The organism is Paenibacillus sp. FSL H8-0034 (assembly GCF_038000305.1).
Classification (GTDB): Bacteria; Bacillota; Bacilli; order Paenibacillales; family NBRC-103111; genus Paenibacillus_S.
This window is the reverse complement of record NZ_JBBOBS010000001.1, coordinates 4572711-4588077: the sequence shown is the minus strand read 5'-3', so window position 1 is coordinate 4588077 and position 15367 is coordinate 4572711. Positions and strand designations below refer to the sequence as shown.

Annotated in this window: 16 protein-coding genes, 1 pseudogene and 1 riboswitch; of the genes and pseudogenes, 9 read left to right on the top strand and 8 right to left on the bottom strand. The window is 45.0% G+C overall.

Going from position 1 to position 15367, the window contains the following annotated elements; all coding sequences use genetic code 11:
* Positions 1-64 precede the first annotated feature (64 nt).
* The 3 genes from queE to queC are packed head-to-tail and all read right to left on the bottom strand — an operon-like array spanning position 65 to position 1888.
* Positions 65-793: a 7-carboxy-7-deazaguanine synthase QueE gene (gene queE, locus NST47_RS20660; RefSeq protein WP_341156807.1), complete on the bottom strand. Its 729-nt coding sequence runs from the start codon at positions 791-793 to the stop codon at positions 65-67.
* Positions 783-1226 carry a 6-carboxytetrahydropterin synthase QueD gene (gene queD / locus NST47_RS20655; RefSeq protein WP_341156806.1) on the bottom strand — a complete coding sequence of 148 codons (444 nt, stop codon included), beginning with the start codon at positions 1224-1226 and terminating at the stop codon, positions 783-785. The genes queE and queD overlap by 11 nt, the downstream gene beginning before the upstream one ends.
* On the bottom strand, positions 1226-1888 hold the full coding sequence (gene queC / locus NST47_RS20650) for a 7-cyano-7-deazaguanine synthase QueC (protein ID WP_341156805.1): 663 nt from the start codon (positions 1886-1888) through the stop codon (positions 1226-1228). The genes queD and queC overlap by 1 nt, the downstream gene beginning before the upstream one ends.
* Positions 1889-1987: 99 nt before the next feature.
* Positions 1988-2031: riboswitch (PreQ1 riboswitch) on the bottom strand.
* A 158-nt stretch (positions 2032-2189) separates the two neighbouring features.
* On the opposite strand from queC, the gene queF reads away from it, so the two are divergent.
* The 4 genes from queF (at position 2190) to NST47_RS20630 (ending at position 6585) form a co-directional block, all read left to right on the top strand.
* A complete protein-coding gene (gene queF, locus NST47_RS20645) occupies positions 2190-2720 on the top strand; it encodes a preQ(1) synthase (RefSeq protein WP_076234129.1) in 531 nt (176 codons plus the stop codon).
* 53 nt (positions 2721-2773) lie between these two features.
* Positions 2774-4114 carry an NAD(P)/FAD-dependent oxidoreductase gene (locus tag NST47_RS20640; protein ID WP_341156804.1) on the top strand — a complete coding sequence of 447 codons (1341 nt, stop codon included), beginning with the start codon at positions 2774-2776 and terminating at the stop codon, positions 4112-4114.
* 369 nt (positions 4115-4483) lie between these two features.
* Positions 4484-5461, top strand: coding sequence for an aldo/keto reductase (locus NST47_RS20635; RefSeq protein ID WP_341156803.1), 978 nt, complete (start codon positions 4484-4486; stop codon positions 5459-5461).
* 212 nt (positions 5462-5673) lie between these two features.
* Entirely contained in the window at positions 5674-6585 is a 912-nt protein-coding gene (locus tag NST47_RS20630; RefSeq protein ID WP_341156802.1) for a LysR substrate-binding domain-containing protein, read from the top strand.
* Positions 6586-6587: 2 nt separating this feature from the next.
* Here the strand turns inward: NST47_RS20630 and NST47_RS20625 are convergent, their stop codons facing one another.
* Positions 6588-7577: an aldo/keto reductase family protein gene (locus tag NST47_RS20625; RefSeq protein ID WP_341156801.1), complete on the bottom strand. Its 990-nt coding sequence runs from the start codon at positions 7575-7577 to the stop codon at positions 6588-6590.
* Between the two features lie 185 nt (positions 7578-7762).
* Here NST47_RS20625 and NST47_RS20620 point away from each other — a divergent pair, with 185 nt between their 5' ends.
* From NST47_RS20620 to NST47_RS20610, 3 genes are all read left to right on the top strand, one after another.
* The gene (locus tag NST47_RS20620) at positions 7763-8326 is read left to right on the top strand and encodes a MarR family winged helix-turn-helix transcriptional regulator (RefSeq protein ID WP_341156800.1); all 564 of its coding nucleotides are present in this window, start codon (positions 7763-7765) and stop codon (positions 8324-8326) included.
* 212 nt (positions 8327-8538) lie between these two features.
* Positions 8539-8949, top strand: coding sequence for a hypothetical protein (locus tag NST47_RS20615; protein ID WP_341156799.1), 411 nt, complete (start codon positions 8539-8541; stop codon positions 8947-8949).
* Complete coding sequence (locus NST47_RS20610; protein ID WP_341156798.1) at positions 8946-9812, top strand: SDR family oxidoreductase; 867 nt, start codon at positions 8946-8948, stop codon at positions 9810-9812. The genes NST47_RS20615 and NST47_RS20610 overlap by 4 nt, the downstream gene beginning before the upstream one ends.
* A 456-nt stretch (positions 9813-10268) precedes the next feature.
* Here NST47_RS20610 and NST47_RS20605 read toward each other — a convergent pair whose 3' ends face one another.
* Both NST47_RS20605 and NST47_RS37205 read right to left on the bottom strand, forming a co-directional pair.
* Positions 10269-10424 carry a hypothetical protein gene (locus tag NST47_RS20605; RefSeq protein ID WP_341156797.1) on the bottom strand — a complete coding sequence of 52 codons (156 nt, stop codon included), beginning with the start codon at positions 10422-10424 and terminating at the stop codon, positions 10269-10271.
* A pseudogene (locus NST47_RS37205) lies at positions 10396-10864 on the bottom strand (ChbG/HpnK family deacetylase). Before NST47_RS37205 ends, NST47_RS20605 begins: the two are co-directional and overlap by 29 nt.
* Positions 10865-11172: 308 nt before the next feature.
* Here NST47_RS37205 and NST47_RS20595 point away from each other — a divergent pair.
* Both NST47_RS20595 and NST47_RS20590 read left to right on the top strand, forming a co-directional pair.
* Positions 11173-12222 (top strand): MBL fold metallo-hydrolase, encoded by a 1050-nt coding sequence (locus NST47_RS20595; protein ID WP_341156795.1) that lies wholly within the window; start codon positions 11173-11175, stop codon positions 12220-12222.
* A 152-nt stretch (positions 12223-12374) separates the two neighbouring features.
* Positions 12375-13307, top strand: a complete 933-nt coding sequence (locus tag NST47_RS20590; protein WP_341156794.1) for a tyrosine-type recombinase/integrase — start codon at positions 12375-12377, stop codon at positions 13305-13307.
* 6 nt (positions 13308-13313) lie between these two features.
* Here NST47_RS20590 and NST47_RS20585 read toward each other — a convergent pair whose 3' ends face one another.
* The gene (locus NST47_RS20585) at positions 13314-14528 is read right to left on the bottom strand and encodes a CynX/NimT family MFS transporter (RefSeq protein WP_341156793.1); all 1215 of its coding nucleotides are present in this window, start codon (positions 14526-14528) and stop codon (positions 13314-13316) included.
* Positions 14529-15215, bottom strand: a complete 687-nt coding sequence (locus NST47_RS20580; RefSeq protein ID WP_076234113.1) for a FadR/GntR family transcriptional regulator — start codon at positions 15213-15215, stop codon at positions 14529-14531.
* Between the last annotated feature and the right edge of the window lie 152 nt (positions 15216-15367).

Genomic DNA, 15367 nt, shown 5'->3' with positions numbered 1-15367 from the left:
ATACCTGTTCGTCAAATAATAAAGGAGCTGCTCAGGCAGCTCCTTTATTATTTGACTAAAACCCTTAAACCCCGCGCTTATTTCCCCAAATCCAGGCATGCAGCTGTGGTAAAACCCTCACTTTTTTAAAATCAGTTGAAGCCATCACGGTTTGTATCAGCCAAACATATCGTTCCATTAGTTGCTGCTGCAGCACATCCCGATTGATCTCGCTGACATCGTGATTTCCTACTTGTAAATATAAATCAACATGCGGGTAACGGCGATGGACAGTCCTTGCATAGTCCAAATCAACATCGTCGAAGATAACGACCTTCAAACTGAAGTTTTTTTGTCCTATGGTTAATTTATCTACAATAGGATCCAATTGAGTCCAGTCCGTGATCATTGTGGAGCTTGGAGGCTTAGGTGACAGCGTTAATTCGTCAATATCCATAAACCAATCCTGCCAACGACTTCCTTGTGTCTCGAGAGCAATCTCGATTCCCCGCGCATGAAGAACCTCGGTTAATTCGCCCAGCTGTTTGATCAAGGCAGGATTACCGCCAGAGATGGTAACGTGACTACAGGTAGCTGTGCCTAATTGATCCAGCTCTTGTTCAATCTCACGGGCTGACATCCATCGAATGTCCTGTTTAGCAGAGCCATCCCAAGTAAAGGAAGAATCACACCATGAACAAGAATAGTCGCAGCCCGCTGTACGAACAAACATCGTCTTTTGCCCAATGACCATTCCCTCACCTTGTATGGTAGGACCAAATATTTCAAGAACGGGTATGCCTTTAGCATTCATAGGATACGCCCGCCTTCGGACGGAATATGACATAGCTTGTAGGTGTCTCCCTTAAAAACACTTGAATGCAGGTTGGGCGGTTCGCGGTTGTGTCCAAATATTCCTGTACAAGATTACATATGGTTCTCGCTATGATTTCACTTGTTGGAAATCGGGAGGCATCATGCTGATCAAATTGACTGTCGTTGTTGAGCAGCGTATGATCGAAACGGTCGTGTATGAGCTTCTTAATCAATGAAAAATTGACAAGGAAGCCTGTTTCGTCCAGTTCATTACCAGCAATCGTAATATTGGCAAAATAAGTGTGCCCATGCATTTGTGCGCATTGTCCAGCAGCTTCCGCAGGGATATAATGGGCCGCTGCAAAGTGGAAGTCTTTATTAAGTTCAAATTGGAAGGGATGGGGGACTGAGGGATATATTTGTTGTATCATCACAATACCCGATCATTTCTTAATGACAGGTAATCATCAAGTCCACGTTGGCGAAGGCGGCATGCTGGACATTCTCCGCAGCCCTCCGCGATAATTCCATTGTAACAAGTAAGTGTTTGGCTGCGGACATAATCAAAAGCACCCAGTTCGTCTGATAACGCCCACGTTTCTGCTTTATTTAACCACATTAATGGTGTTTCAATAACAAAAGGGTAATCCATAGACAAATTCAAGGTGACATTGAGCGATTTAATAAATATGTCTCGGCAATCGGGATAACCGCTGAAATCCGTCTCACAGACACCGGTAATGATATGCCGCGCGCCCACCTGCTTAGCTAAAACCGCCGCAAAGGAGAGGAACAAATGGTTTCTGCCGTCTACAAACGTATTGGGGAGCTTCCCGTCTTCTTCTTTGATATCAATATCGTCCCGTGTCAGAGCACTTGGAGCCAGCTGATTCAATAATGACATATCCAGAATATGATGCTTGATACCCAAATCCTGAGCTATACGAGCCGCACATTCCAATTCCAGCTTGTGGCGCTGCCCGTAATTGAACGTAACCGCTTCTACCTCGCTGTATCGGGCTTTAGCCCAAAATAAGCAGGTCGTACTGTCTTGTCCGCCGCTAAAGACTACTATGGCTTTTTCTTTTTTCATTAGTCGTATTCCTCTCTTTTCTACAAAATGGAGATAAAAAGAGAGATTCAAAAATAACTATACAAACAAAGATCATAACTAATATCAGCATTGGATATCAATTCTTTAGTTTTTTATAGAGGGAGTTTTCGAACCTCTCTTGTCTCTGTCAGACAAGCATTTGAACATGGAGAATAACGAATGGACATCCGTTTTCATTCATTACTATACCACAGGTATTGATTTGTATCGAGTCGAGAGTTAATCTATCATAAGCAGATTGTTTATTTGGTAATCTACAATTAATGGAGGAATTCTAACTATGAGTACACAACAAGATGGCATACAACCGGAATTTGGAAGAAAAGAAAGCGAACTGAAAGGTGTAAGCTTGTTAGGTAATCAAAATGTTGAATACCCGAATAGCTACAACCCCGGCATCCTCGAAACCTTTGTGAACAAACACCAGGAAAATGATTACTTCGTGAAATTCAACTGTCCCGAATTTACAAGCCTTTGTCCGATGACAGGCCAGCCTGACTTTGCCACTATCTACATCCAATATATGCCTGATGTTGATATGGTCGAAAGCAAATCACTCAAGCTGTATTTGTTCAGCTTCAGAAACCATGGTGACTTTCATGAAGACTGCGTGAATATTATCATGAAAGATCTGATCCGATTAATGAACCCCAAATATATTCAGGTATGGGCAAAGTTTACACCTCGAGGTGGCATTAGCATCGATCCGTTCGCCAACTATGGCCGTCCAGGAACCGAATATGCCAAAATGGCCAAAGATCGCTTGTTCGCTCATGACATGTACCCTGAAAATATCAACAATCGCGGCTAATTCGAGTGCAAGCTTGACTCGTGGTTGACCTTGATATCAAAAGGAGAAAGACGATGTACGATATTACAATTATTGGGGCAGGGGTAAGCGGAATTTTTGCTGCCCATACCTTGATGCAGGGGAACTTGCGTATTTTGATGATTGATAAAGGCAAGCGGCTGGAGGAACGAGATTGTCCTTTGGAACGCGGAGAAGAAAGCTGTCATTGTGTTTCCTGTGCAAAATACATCGGCTTTGGCGGATTAGGTAAATCCGAAGGGAAATATAACTATACGAACGATTTTGGTGGCGAGCTGGAGTCCAAGGTAGGATATGACTATGCTTTGAAGCTCATGGAGGAGGTAGATCATGTGCTGTGCCGATTTGGTGGAGACCAGGTGGGGATGTATAGCACTGAAAATCCCTCCCTTGTTCAAAAGGCCAAAAAAGCTGGTTTTGAGGTTCTATCCACGAAAGTCCGTCATTTGGGAACGCGTCTGTCGGAATCCGTGCTTCAGCAAATGTTCGTAGCGCTGAACAGCCGAATAGATATTAAATTTGATACGGAAGTAGCGTTGATTCGTAAAGGCAAAGACGGCTTTGAGCTGGAAATAACAGGGGAATCACCCATTTATTCAAAAAAAGTCATTATCGCCACGGGTCGCAGTGGCAACGACTGGTTGTCTGATCAATGTGTCTCCTTAGGTATCCCACAGAACCATACGAGAGTGGATCTTGGCATTCGTGTAGAGATGCCCGCCGATCAGCTCGATCCTATACTCCAGGGGTCATTTGAAACCAAGCTGCAATATCGGGGGGATGGCTTTCATGCCACCACGTATTGTATGAATCCAAAGGGAAGAATCATTCGTAAATTTCAGGACGGACTTGTCATGGCAGACGGGCAGAATTACCGGGAACAAGATAAGGGCTCCTCTAATCTGAATTTTACTTTGTTTGTTCCACGGTACTTTTCAACCCTGCAGGAAGCCAACCAATATGCTCATTCGATTATTGGGGCTATTAATCACAATAGGGATCGTATATTGGTGCAGCGCTTGGGAGATTTGAAGAGTGATAGGGCAACCTTGGCTTCTACGATGTCTCACAATACAGTCAAGCCGACATTATCTGTAGACTATGGCAGCTTGAAGCAGGAGGTTCCGGAGCTTTATATTCAAGCTGTGGTTTTATTCCTTGAGTCCTTGGAAAGGCTATTAGAAAAACCAATTGATGAGGATACACTTCTGTATGCGTTAGATGGGAAGTTCTATTCGCCGAGAATAGAGACGGATACCCGTTTTGAGACGGAGGTTCGTGATTTATATGTGATAGGTGATTGCTCCGGAATAACACATTCATTATCTCAGGCAGCTGCAAGCGGAATTTATGTGGGCAGAGAGCTTATTCAATAATAATTTCCCCGGACTCTGCCCCCAATGGCAGCACCTATTCCATTACCAAGTGCGTTGTATGTGACCTAAAAACTGGCGAGGTACGCACAGCTGGAACCTGAGTAGAAATCTCGTATAAAGGTTACATAATAAATATTATGTAACCATCGTTATTGGAGTTGAAGCCGGCTTCCCCAATAAGGTCTTTGCTAGAGTTACAAGAGAAAAGCATTAGAAGAGGAGAAGGAGAATGCTTATCATTCGCCTTTCTCCTATTTATCGATTAAGGTGTTTAGAAGCTGGATGATAAGGGTAATAAATCAAGATACATATCTAATTACTAGTTATTGTCTAAATTATTGTAAAATACGAATTTGAGGCGGCAAAAAAGTGAAATATGTAAATTTGGGACGGACGGGTTTAAAAGTAAGTAGACTTTGCTTGGGTACTATGAATTTCGGTCAGAATACGGAAGAGAAAGAAGCGTTTCGTATTATGGATGCTGCATTGGACGCGGGAGTCAACTTTTTTGATACAGCGAATGGATACGGCGGCGAGAAACGCGGATTCACGGAAGAAATTATCGGCCGATGGTTCGCCCAGGGTGGCAATAGGCGTGAACGCGTTGTTCTGGCCACCAAAGTATACGGCAATATGGAAGACCCGAACGATGGACCCAATACAGAGAGCGGATTGTCTGCCTATAAAATCCGTCGGCATCTGGCAGGCTCTTTAAAAAGGCTGCAGACCGATCATATTGAACTGTATCAAATGCATCATATAGAACGCAATGCTACATGGGATGAGCTGTGGGAAGTGTTTCAATCGTTGGTTCAACAAGGAACCGTCGATTATATCGGCTCCAGTAACTTTGCAGGTTGGCATCTAGCATTGGCGCAAGCCGAAGCTAAGGCACGGCACATTCTCGGTCTGGTTTCTGAGCAGCATAAATACAGCTTATTATGTAGAGAACCGGAGCTTGAGGTACTACCTTCGGCTCAGCATCACGGTATCGGGGTTGTGGCATGGAGCCCGCTTGCAGGAGGCCTGCTTGGCGGAAATGCACTTAACCCGCAGAAGGGCTCCAGATCATCCCACGAAAGCAATGCGATAGAGGCTAAACGGACGCAATTGGAGCGTTATGCAGCACTTTGTGCGGAGCTGGGAGAAAGCGAATCGAATGTGGGCTTGGCATGGATCTTGGCGAATCCAGCATTAACTGCGCCGATCATTGGTCCAAGAACTCAGGAGCAGCTTGAAAATGCCCTTAGAGCTGTGGACATCGTATTGACTGAGGACACGATGGTGGAGCTCAATCAAATTTTTCCCGGCCCCGGCAAGCCTGCGCCTGAAGCTTACGCATGGTGAATTCGGTTTAACCAACTACCGCTAATGGTTTGTTATCCATCCATATCGCACTCATCCAAGGAGTCTTACACGACATACTGTGTAGACTCTTTTTTTGATTTCAAGGGGTATCTAATCGATTAGTTAATAAAAATTTGCTGAGAGTAACCTCATAAGGTACGATGAAAGTAGGGGACATGTCCTCCTATTAAGCAAGAAGGGAAATCGTATCTATGGATTTGAAAAAACTGCGTTATTTTATAGCAGTGGCGGAAGAACTGCATTTCAACCGTGCTGCGCAAAAGCTGAACATAACCCAACCACCCTTGAGCCAACAAATTCAAGGTCTTGAAGAAGATCTCGGAGTGAAGCTTTTTGAGCGAACCAAGAGACAGGTTCAACTTACGTCAGCAGGGGCGATATTTTTGGAGGAATCCAGAAACATTGTTGCTCAATTGGAGCGATCTATTAAAATGACACAGCTTGCAAGTCAGGGGAAAGTGGGACAGTTGTCTATAGCATTTGTAGATTCGGCAGCTGGCGGTATGATGGTCAACGTTGTCAAAAAATTCCGTGAACGTTATCCTGATGTGCAGCTTACTCTAAACGAAATGACATCTGCCCAACAACTGAAAGCATTACATGATGGAAAAATTCATGTAGGTTTCCTTCGTTGGGCAGACCCGTCCCCAAGTATTACCTCTCGACTCTGCACTAACGAATCACTCGTTGCCGTATTGCCCGAAATGCATCCATTAGCGATACATCCAACTCTTTCCCTACAATCCTTAGCGAATGAACCATTTATTATGTCTCCGCATCAGATGGGGGCTTCTTATCATGATCTCATCCTGGACGTCTGCGAGCAGCATGGATTTCAGCCTAATATCGTGCAGGAAGCTGTTCAAATGTATACCATTGTGAATCTGGTCGCTGCCGGTATCGGCATTTCAATTGTACCCTCATCGGTTTGTGTCTTCCAACGGAGTGGTGTCGTATTCCGATCATTTGACGAAGATACACTGCCGGTCCCTCTCTATGCAGCCTGGAAAACCGCTAACCGTGAAACCATTCTAACTCATTTTCTGCAAGTGTTGGAAGAAATGGCTGATAGTCACACAAGTAAACTTGTGAGTACCGTATGATCTTATCCGGTTTTGCTGGGGTCAAGCTCAACAACGTTATTTAAAATGTGATTAATTTGCCCCATGACCTCAGGATCAAGAGAGACACCAGCAGCTTTTACATTCTCCTTGACCTGCTCGGGCTTGGAGGCACCAATAATGGCTGAGGATACTTGCTGGTTTTGTAGCACCCAGGCAATCGAAAGCTGTGGCAGCGTTAACCCGCATTTCTCGGCAATCGGTCTGATTCGCTCAACAGCCTGCAGGACTTCTTTACGCAGCCACTGTCCAGCCAAACGTTCGAAAAAGGGTGAACCCGCTGTGGTAGAAGCGCGGGAGCCCTCCGGTAATGGCTTGTCCGGTGCATATTTACCGGAAAGAATACCTTGTGCCAGAGGAGACCAGACCACCTGACCGATGCCTTCACGCTCACATGCGGGCATCACTTCAGCTTCAATAACACGCCATAGCATGGAATATTGAGGTTGACTTGCAATGAAGGGGACCTTGAGTTCCTTAGCCAAAGCCGCTCCAAGCTTGATCTGTTCTGCAGTCCATTCACCGACCCCGACATACAGAACCTTTCCCTGCCGCACCAAATCGGATAAGGCCAAAAATGTTTCTTCAAGCGGTGTGGTCGCATCAAACCGGTGTGCATAATAAACATCGATATAATCCGTTTGTAATCGTTGAAGCGAAGCGTGACAAGCTTCGACAATATGTTTACGAGATAAGCCTTTATCGTTATATCCGCTGCCTGTTGGATGAAACACCTTCGTGCACAGCTCTATCCCTTCACGACGTATCCCCTTCAAAGACACACCTAATACTGATTCCGCTCTCGTTTCCGAATATACATCAGCCGTATCAAATGTTGTAATCCCGCAGTCCAGAGCAGCGTGTACGCAAGCTTGCGCCGTGGTATCATCTACTTGTGCGCCATGAGTTATCCAGTTTCCCAATGCGATCTCGCTTACCCATAAGCCGCTTTTGCCAAGCTTCCGATAATTCATTGTTAATTCCTCCCTTCAACATAAATCACATTATAACAAGTGCCTTTCAATATTAAAAATATATAAATGTCGCGTTATTAATTCGATATATGAATTACTATTAAATGAATCAAAAGGTATACAAGTTTAAAGCTGTGCTACAAACATGTGTTGACACAAAAGTAATTAGGTGCCATACTATGTGTATGAACAACGATATTAAAGTAACAAATGACATTAACGCTATTCCCTCGCTTGTACAATCCAAGCGTCAGATTGATCGCTATAATCTAGACATAGACGCACAGGCTGTGCTCGTCGCGTCTAGGTTGATGGCAGCGGGAGCCAAGCTTGGACATGCTTCGGAGATTCATTTCGCCAGATTCGGTTTATCAACAGGGCGGTATCGTTTACTAGCTGATCTTGAAGATAACGAAGGAGAAGTGTTGCCCTCGCAATTGGCAGAGCATCTAGGTGTTACACGTGCTACAGTGACCGGTCTTATCGATACACTGGAGCGAGATGGCCTCGTTTCCCGGCGATCAAGTTCAGTCGATGGCCGTCAGAAAGCAGTCAAATTGACAGAGCAAGGAGCGAAGAAACTCCGCGAAATGGCTAGCGAGCATTTTGCACGGCTGGAAGCTATGGTGAGCTTGCTCAGTATAGCGGAACGCAGTGTATTTCTGGACCTGCTTGGCCGAGTTACACAAGGCATTTCAGCGCTTACAGACGAACCAAGCGTGTCAAAAGAAAACATCAGTAAGGAGTAGAACGGGCTAGTTAAGCTAGCCCATTTTCACTCTTATATAGTTAGCCTCCTAATTATATCGAGCTAACAGCAATTGCTGAACAATGTAAAAGAAGAAAGGATGGATGTAACTGAATGAACAAGACAGAATACCCGAGTAAGACAGAAGGTCTTTACGACATCAAGACAGCTGATTCTGGCGCAAAGACTTTTGTTCTGTGGCGTGAGGTTGTAATGGCTTATGCATCTCCTGCCATTATGGCGGGCATCGGGGGATTGGTCACTGCCGACAAGGGGCTCCAAATAGGGGCCTTGACCACAATCGGCGGAGCGTCGGCCTTCATAGCCTTGATGCTTGGCCTCTGGTTACGCAGCCGGGGAGGCCATAAACGGTGGATCATCTGCACGCCTCACTTGGTTGTGGTTGGGATGTTTGCGTTGATGGGAGCAGCATTTGGCCTATTCGCCGCTTGGACGACATCTAATTTACTGGGAATTATTATTCCGATGGATAACTTGACCTGGGTCGATCGTGTCTGGATTGATTTCCCGTTATCTGGAGTGATTGCCAGCACGATAGTAACATGGCGGTGGCGTCTTGCCGTCACAACAAATTTTTCATCCAAAGGAGAAGATAAAAAATGATAGTTATTATTGGAGCAACAGGTACGATAGGTAGTGCACTTTTGAAACGTTTGATAGATCTTGATGTGCCCGCCAGAGCGCTGAGCAGAGAGCCTGAGAAGTTGCGTGATCTGATCGGGGATAAAGGCCGATCGACAATCGAGGTCGCATCGGCCGATGCTTCCGACCCCGAATCGCTGCGCCAGGCGTTTGCAGGAGCTAGCCAGCTCTTCCTTGCCATGTCAAACAGTCCAAGACAAATCGAATTGGAGACTTCGATCGTCCAGATTGCTTCCGAATCTGGAATCGAACACATCGTCAAAATATCCAGTCCTGCCTTTGAGAAGACCTCTCCAGTGGCAGTGGCGGGCTGGCATCACGAAATCGAGAAAACCTTATGTGAATCGGGCCTAACCCACACTGTGCTGCGCCCCTATGCGTTCATGCAAAACTTACTGCACTTTGCACCAACGATCACAACCCAAAATGTTTTCTTCGGTTCCATGGGTGATTCTCCTTGTAACTTCATTGACTGTCGCGATATCGCAGATGTAGCTGCAGAAGTTCTAACCAATCGCGAAATATCAGGCCAAATATATACGCTTACGGGTTCGGAGATTTTTAGCTATTCCCAGATCGCCAGTCAACTATCTACCCTGCTTAACCGGCCGATAAGCTACATCAACTTGGACCCACAAGTACTACTCAGCAATCTGATCGAACACGGACATATGCCTCCTTGGCTAGCGAATCACGTTGTGGAAATTCAAACCATGTCTACGGTGATACCGGAAAAGCCTACGGATACTGTAAAGCGCTTGCTCGGTAGAGATGCCCGCAGATTAGACGCTTTTCTGTATGAGTATATAGAAAATTTCCGGTAGGGGTTCCGCCTCACAGCCATCAAGTCAGGAATTTACAATACCCCCAACAAGGAAATTATCTAATCTTCTTCCTTTTGGGGGTAACTACAGTTTGCGATTAGCTCTAAGACTTGTTTTACGACTGGTGCACATTAGAAGGAATCTATATCATCAGCTGACTTTTTTGCTGCTTAGCTTCGTGTATCGTTTCTTTTTTTTAGGATGATTTTCTTCTTGAGCTTCATTACTTTAACTTTTTTCAGAACGCGAATGCCACGTTTCTTTCTTCGGTTTACCATCTTCTTTTTTGTTTTACGGTTACGTATGGGTTGAGGTATAACTTCAGCTAAAGTTTGCTCAAACGGCTCTGAACACTCGGGCTTTTCTGGTTCTGGGATGAAACCGAAGTTTACCAATTGAATATCCAGCTCTGACAGCTTCTCGACAATTCGTTGATTCGTAAATACATGCAGCTCCTTAGCTCTCCCACCCGTCCATTACTGAATACGCTCTGACATCATCGTCCACATAACCAGGGCGACACATCAGCTCAGTGATACCATCAGGAAGATGATCCAGATAGCCGATTAAACGGTCAACACCGTCATCTGTATCGTAAGTATCGAGAATCAAGTAATCCGGAGCTGCGAAAGATTTGTCTGTCTTCTATGATCAATGGATGGAGACACATCGGAATTTGCAGACGAATTGAAAGGTCTTTCAATGCACGATACACGAGCTCCGAATCGATATGGATATGATGATGGGAGTCCAGATGGGTAGGATATAAACCACTGGCAATGAATCGTTTAAATTGAGCTTCCAATAGGATTAACTAGAGAAGAAACCTTTTGTTGATTAGCAAGCGGTTTACCATAGGTCAGATTAAAATGTAAACCAACTCCCAATGAGGGTGTTTTCTTCGCAAGGGTAACGGTATCTTGGAACCCAGGCATGTTGCACATTAAGGTTGTACTGGATACTGTACCCGCATGATAGGCTTCGATAATACCTTGATTGATACTTTGGGAAAGTCCAAAGTCATCTGCATTGATAATGAGATATTTAGTCACAAGAATCCTTCCTCCATAAAATTAATAGTATTAATGATTTATCTAACTAATGATTATTTTGCAATTCCTGAAGCAGGCATTCGGAGCCTACAAGCTCGGTTTCGAATTTATTATGCTATGTATTACGCAACTATCAGGGAAGGGTATCAACCTACATGACTGTCCATTTTGCACCGTAGGTTTGGTTGGTTTCCAAACGGATTCGTATTTTTGTCGACAATCGTACCCAGCGAGCAAAATTGTACTTTAAAACGGACTATGCTAACATAATCTTGATTGCGAAGAATTTGACGAATAGGAGATAGAGGATGCTGATTGCAGCTATTATACTTGGAGTGATTATCTTATCTTTGATCTTGTTTTTGCGTTATTATCCTGCTTTCGGAGCGAAGTGGTCTGGGGATAAGGTTGTCAATGAGGTGGATATTGGATCTAACACGATACCGGGAACAACCCTGTCCATCCTGAAGGATTTTATCAGAGGAAATCCGAAAAGTAAGCCAAGCCAGCCTATCTCGATATTTCCTGCTGATCTTGGACGAAGTCAGGAATCGGGGACACGAGTTGTCTGGTTTGGCCATTCGGCTTTTCTCATTGAAATCGATGGCAAGACATTGCTGCTGGACCCTATGTTCGGTAAAGCACCTACGCCATTTCCCTGGTTTGGTAATCAGAGGTACAGCAAGCAGCTTCCAATTGATATTGACCAGCTTCCACCGATTGATGCTGTCCTGCTGTCACATGATCATTATGACCATCTGGATTACGGCTCCATCCAAAAGCTTAAGCATAAGGTTGGCAGCTTTTATACGCCTCGTGGAGTAGGAAGACATTTGGCAAGATGGGGCGTGGATCGGAGTAAAATCCATGAATTCAACTGGTGGGAAGAGACGGAGGCCGCGGGCTTAAAGCTCGTCTGTACCCCTGCGATTCATTTTTCTGGAAGATACTTATTGGACAATAATTCGACCTTATGGTGTTCGTGGGTGATTGCCAGTTCGGAGCATAAGCTGTTTTTTAGTGGCGACAGTGGTTACGGACCCCATTTCAAAAAGATAGGGGACACCTATGGACCTTTTCACTTGACAATGTTGGAATGTGGTCAGTATGATGAGAGATGGCCAGCCATACATATGCTGCCAGAGCAAACCGTTCAGGCGCAGCTCGATGTGCAAGGTAAAGTGATGATTCCGATCCATTGGGGAGCCTTCAAGCTGGCCTTCCATGATTGGACGGACCCGATTGAACGTGTGATCCAGGCAGCCAAAGAACGAGGAGTAGCGATAGCCACACCAAGAATCGGTGAAGTGGTTAACGTAAATACTTCTCAGTATCCAGCTGCTATTTGGTGGAAATAAAACATATAGCATTCATATACTCGACATTCGTATACAAAATGTGAGCTTTACCAGCTGCAAAACGTGGATTTTGCAGTGTTTTTTTCACCAAAAAAATTACGCTAAATTGATATTTAGCGTAATTACACTTTAAACGAACGGAGATAATTGGTATGGACCGTATGTACCCTGATGAAGAGCTCCTGGAGCTGTTTGATATTTGGATGAAGGACCAAGGCTTTACCGCTCAAACGCAAAAAGCTTATTTGGGAGACGTCCGATTATTTTTGGCTGCAGTTGCTCCTAAATCACTAAGTAAGCTGGAAGCTTTGGATGTGATGCGGTTTCTCACGCAGATGCGTCAAGGAGGAGCTGGGGATTCGACACGTAATCGTTATCTATCTTCGATTCGAACTTTTTTCAATGCCTTAATTGAGCATAAATATGCGGACAACAATCCGGCGCTGCATTTAAAAAAATCAAAGGTCGAGAGAAACTCGCTGCCTTCATATTTGGATGAGCATCTGCTGTCCGCTTTTTTGGAATCGATCGAAGGGAAATACCAGATTCGGAATGTCGCAATGTTTTTGCTGATGAGTTATGCAGGTTTACGGGTAAGTGAACTGCATCGATTGAATATAGCAGATTTTAACCGTTCCTCGCACATGCTGCAGGTATATGGAAAAGGGCGCAAATGGAGATCCGTTCCGCTGCCGGAATCCTTGGTTCAAATTTTGATCATGGCCTTGAACGAACGAATTGATCCGAGAAAAACAATCGAGCAGGCGTTCTTCGTATCCCAATTTGGCCGCCGCATTTCCACCCGTATGATCCAAAAAATTGCCGAAGCGAATTTTGCCCAATTGAAGACCGAATTTAGTGAGCTGCAAGGAAAGTCGTTCTCCAGCCACAAGCTCAGGCATACCTTTGCTACTATGCAGGTGATCGCAGGAACAGATATACGAACTCTGCAAGAGCTGCTCGGGCATGCCAGTATACAAACCACACAAATTTATACACATGTGGGAGACAAACAAAAGCAGGAAGCGATGAATCGCGTTGTGCCTAAGCTGCCCAAATCTGTGCTGAGAGGGACTGGCGGTTGAGCACGATCATGCTTTGGGAGCACCGATCACTCGATTGCGACTGGCGGCAATTCCGAAAATAAGCAGCAAGAAGGTGATGACCAGCAGCAGGATAAGAGGCACATACCATCCGTTGGTCACATCATGCAGATAACCGAATAAAGTAGGGCCGAGCGCGGCTAACAAATAACCGACGGATTGAGCCATACCGGATAACTCGGCTGCGTCATGCGCATTGGCTGTTCGCAGTCCGAAAAAGGTCATCGCCAAGCTGAAGGAACAACCCGCTCCGATCCCGATCAAGATCGACCACAGCAGAACCAGATGATTCCCTGAAAGCAGTCCTCCAATACCGATGAAGAAACATAATGCTGTCGCAACGGTAAGCGCGATTTGATTTTTCATGCGTCCAGCCAGGATGGGCACGATAAAGGTAAGCGGAAGTAATGCGATCTGCATCAAGGAAAGCACCCAGCCTGCGGAATCTGAGCTCAACCCTTGGCTTTTCAAAATGTCGGGCAGCCATGAAATGACGACATAAAAAAGCATCGACTGCAGTCCCATATAGATCGTCACCTGCCAAGCAAGTGATGACTTCCATACATTCGTGCGTTTTTCACTCGACTTCGTAACAAGTGCTTTATGCTGCTGACGCCCTAGCTGGGGTATCCAGATAAGAATGGCTATAACAGCTAACACGCCCCACAGACCCAATGCCCCCTTCCAGCCTAATCCTGTATGAGTAGCTATCGGAACACTGATTCCCGATGCAATTGCACCGCTAAGATTCATCGCAACGGCATAAACGCCGATCATGACTCCAATTTGTAAAGGGTATTTTTCTTTAATCAGACTTGGCATCAGTACATTGCAAATGGATATGGCAAGGCCCAATAGTACCGTTCCGAGCAGCAGTAAACCGATATTTGATGCTGAACGGACAACAATACCAATAACCAGTAAAATTAATGATCCCAACAAGACAGGGGACATGCCAAACCGGCGAGCCAACCTCGGTGCCAGCGGTGATAATAAGGCAAAAGCAATTAACGGAAGTGTCGTGATCATGCCTGCTAATGTATTCGATAAGCCCAAATCATGTCGAATTGTCCCGATCAACGGTCCTACCGAAGTGATCGGGGCGCGTAAATTGGCCGCAATCAATATAATTCCAAGTAAAAGCAGCCATCCGGTAGAGGCTGAAGCTGCTTGAGCATGGAGTGTATGTGGTTGAGCTTTCATTTATAGGTCCTCCTGCTCGATGAAGTGTCTAACTTCTTTAATAAACTGCTGTACCTGCTTGGCCGCCGCATCGGGATCTTGCGCGAATATGGCTTCTACCAGCTGATCGTGTTTATCCAGCGGCAGGTTATCCGAGACTTGCTTCTTTAAAATAACGGTAATAGAATCCTGAATTGCTTCCGTAATATGCTCATACAGGTCAATCAGCATACGATTACCGGTTGATTCAACAATGGTCTGATGCAGCTTCATATCCGCGTCCACATATCGTTCCAAATCGTGTTGGTTGTACAATGTCTGGCATTCCTGTTGATAGAAGCGGATTTTCGCTAAATCCTCATCAGTACGCCTTTCAGCTGATAGCTTGGCAGCTTCTTGCTCCAGAGCATTTCGAACCTCCAACGTATCCAATAAGCCGGATTTTTGGACACGACGTTGAATAGCCGCGCCAAGCGTGCTGCTTGAAGATACATAGGTACCATCACCCTGCTTCGTCACTAGCACCCCGGCATGACACAATGCTTTTATACCTTCACGTAATGTATTGCGGCTGACATTCAGATCAAGAACCAGATCCGGTTCCGGCGGAATTTTGGTCCCAAGCGGCCAGACTCCGGATTCAATCATGGCTTCAATTTGAATAATGACTTGATCAACAAGGGTAAGTCGAGTCGTTTTTTGCAGCAAATTTTAAACCTCCAAACATAGGATGATTTGATGAATTGTATCTTATCATATTATATTTGTTTTGAAAACCCATAGACCATAGATTACTGCGATGACTAAATACAAAATCAATTGAACAATGCTCACGAATGGGGTAAAATACTACAATTAGC